General features: G+C 67.1%; 3 protein-coding genes. 1 reads left to right on the top strand and 2 read right to left on the bottom strand.

All coding sequences use genetic code 11. The features are described from left to right. Positions 1-360, bottom strand: a 360-nt coding sequence (locus D471_RS37035; RefSeq protein WP_040692035.1) for a recombinase family protein, incomplete at its 3' end; no start/stop codon positions are given. A 74-nt stretch (positions 361-434) separates the two neighbouring features. Continuing rightward, positions 435-911: an RDD family protein gene (locus tag D471_RS0130350; RefSeq protein WP_017602094.1), complete on the bottom strand. Its 477-nt coding sequence runs from the start codon at positions 909-911 to the stop codon at positions 435-437. Positions 912-1242: 331 nt separating this feature from the next. Here D471_RS0130350 and glnA point away from each other — a divergent pair, with 331 nt between their 5' ends. Then, positions 1243-2667 (top strand): type I glutamate--ammonia ligase, encoded by a 1425-nt coding sequence (gene glnA, locus D471_RS0130345; protein WP_017602093.1) that lies wholly within the window; start codon positions 1243-1245, stop codon positions 2665-2667. Positions 2668-2696 lie beyond the last annotated feature (29 nt).

Raw genomic sequence — 2696 nt, 5'->3', positions numbered from 1 at the left:
CTCCACCACCACGGTGGTCACGGCAGGGTCGGCCAGCAGCCGCTTCGCTTTGGAGCGGGCCCCGTTCATCCCGGATGCGATCTCCGCTTCCACGCGGACCACGCGGTGACCGGCCTGGGCCGCCCACTCCGACAACCGGGCCACCTGGCGTTCCAGGTCGCTCTTCTGGTCGTGGGAGGAGACACGGGCGTACAGGCCCAGACCACCGATCGTCTCCGGCCTCGTGGCGGCGTCGATGTTCACCAGGATCGTGCGCGGCCCAACCCGCTCAGCGGGCACGGGAAGCGTGCCGTTCTTGAACCACCGGTACGCGGTGTGGGGGCTCACCCCCTGCGCTCGTGCCCACTCTGTCAGATTCACGCCATGATCATAGAGCAACTAAAAGCATGTCATGCACACTCATGCACACTTAATCAACGGCAGTTCGCTGCCCCTCAGAAACGGGTGGCGACCGTGCCCGCGGCGCGGTCGTGCAGTCCCCGGGTGTCACGGTCGTAGATGACGGCGGGGATGACCAGGCACAGCAGCAGCGTGCGCACGGTCATGGACACGAACCACGGCCAGGAGCGCTCACCGGTCGCGGTGATCCCGACCCCGACCAGACGGCGGCCGACGGTGGTGCCGAACAGCGTGAGCAGCACGATGCTGAGCGCGGCGTACACGACCAGGGCCGTGTTGCTGATCAAAGGGGCGACCTCCGCCTGGGCGGAGACACCGGACCCGACCAGCCCCACGCGGTAGGCGACCAGGGCCAGCAGCATCGCCAGGGTCCAGTCCAGTGCCAGTCCGGCGAGGCGGCGGCCGACACCGGGCACCGAGCCGGGACCGCTCTCCGGCAGGCCCAGGCGGTTGCCCCGGTAACGGAAGCCGTCCTCGGGCGCGGCCGCGCCGCTGCGCCTCTCGTCGCTCATAGCCTTCACGGTATCGGCCCGGCACACGCGTCCGCGCCGGTCCCGGCGTCGGATGGGCCGGATTCGACACGCGTACCGGAGTGGTTCCGGTCACGGGAGACCCCCGGCGAACGTCCTGTTTTCTCCCCTTGCATGGTGGAATCACCTGTTAACGCGGGTTGGTCTGCGAAAACGGCGGGCTCCGTAACATGCAGGAAACAATCGAGACATGGCGTGGAAACCACCCCCTCCTAGCTTCGATGACGAAGCCGGGAGGCGGCGTGTGCTCCGAGGCGTCCGCGACGGAGCGGATCGGAGCCGGTCGCCTCAGCCACCTGCACGGAGGTTCGTTTTGTTCAGCAGCGTCGACGAGGTGCTCGCCTATATCCGAAACGAGGACGTCAAGTTCCTCGACGTCCGGTTCACGGACCTGTTCGGAGGCGTGAACCACGTCACCCTCCCGACCGAGAACGTCGACGAGTCGACGTTCACCGATGGCCAGATGTTCGACGGGTCCTCGATCCGCGGCTTCCAGGCCATCCACGAGTCCGACATGCTGCTGCTCCCCGACCTGAGCACCGGCGTGCTGGACCCGTTCCGCAAGCACAAGACGCTGAACATGACGTTCTTCGTGCACGACCCCCTCACGCTGGAGTCCTACAGCCGGGACCCGCGTAACGTCGCCCGCAAGGCCGAGGCCTACCTCCGTGGCTCGGGTGTCGCCGACACCGCCTTCTTCGGCCCCGAGGCCGAGTTCTACATCTTCGACGACGTCAAGTTCGAGACCCGGGCCAACACCGGCTTCTACGAGATCGACTCCATCGAGGGCGCCTGGAACACCGGTTCCTCCATCGAGGGCGGCAACCGCGGCTACCGTCCGCGCTACAAGGGTGGCTACTTCCCGGTCGAGCCGGTCGACCACTACAGCGACCTGCGCTCCGACATGGTCCGCGCCCTGATCGACTCCGGTCTGGAGGTCGAGCTCCAGCACCACGAGGTCGGCACCGCCGGCCAGGCCGAGATCGGCATCAAGTTCGGCACGCTGCTCCAGCAGGCCGACCGCGTGCAGCTGTACAAGTACATCGTCAAGAACGTCGCCAACGAGGCGGGCAAGACGGCCACGTTCATGCCCAAGCCGCTGTTCGGTGACAACGGCTCCGGCATGCACTGCCACCAGAGCCTGTGGAAGGACGGCGCGCCGCTGTTCTTCGACGAGTCCGGCTACGGCCAGCTCTCCGACACCGCCCGCTACTACATCGGCGGTCTGCTCAAGCACGCGTCGGCGCTGCTCGCCTTCACCAACCCGACGGTGAACTCCTACCACCGCCTGGTGCCGGGCTACGAGGCCCCGATCAACCTGGTGTACAGCCAGCGCAACCGCTCGGCCTGCATCCGCCTGCCGCTCACCGGTTCCAACCCGAAGGCCAAGCGCATCGAGTTCCGCGTGCCGGACCCGTCGGCCAACCCGTACCTGGCCTTCTCCGCGATGCTCATGGCGGGCATCGACGGCATCAAGAACAAGATCGAGCCGCCGGAGCCGGTCGACAAGGACCTCTACGAGCTGCCCCCGGCCGAGGCCCAGGCCATCAAGACCGTGCCCGCGTCGCTGGACGAGGCCCTGGAGGCCCTGGAGGCCGACCACGAGTTCCTGCTCGAGGGCGGTGTCTTCACCAAGGACCTGCTGGAGACCTACATCGACTTCAAGCGCACGGAGGAGATCGACTCCCTGCGGCTGCGCCCGCACCCGCGTGAGTTCGAGCTCTACTACGACATCTAGGTCGTCGGGAAGCTCCCAGGGGTGACGCC

This window comes from Nocardiopsis lucentensis DSM 44048 (assembly GCF_000341125.1).
Classification (GTDB): domain Bacteria; phylum Actinomycetota; class Actinomycetes; order Streptosporangiales; family Streptosporangiaceae; genus Nocardiopsis; species Nocardiopsis lucentensis.
The sequence above is the reverse complement of the archived record's forward strand: the minus strand, read 5'-3'. Positions and strand labels throughout refer to the sequence as shown.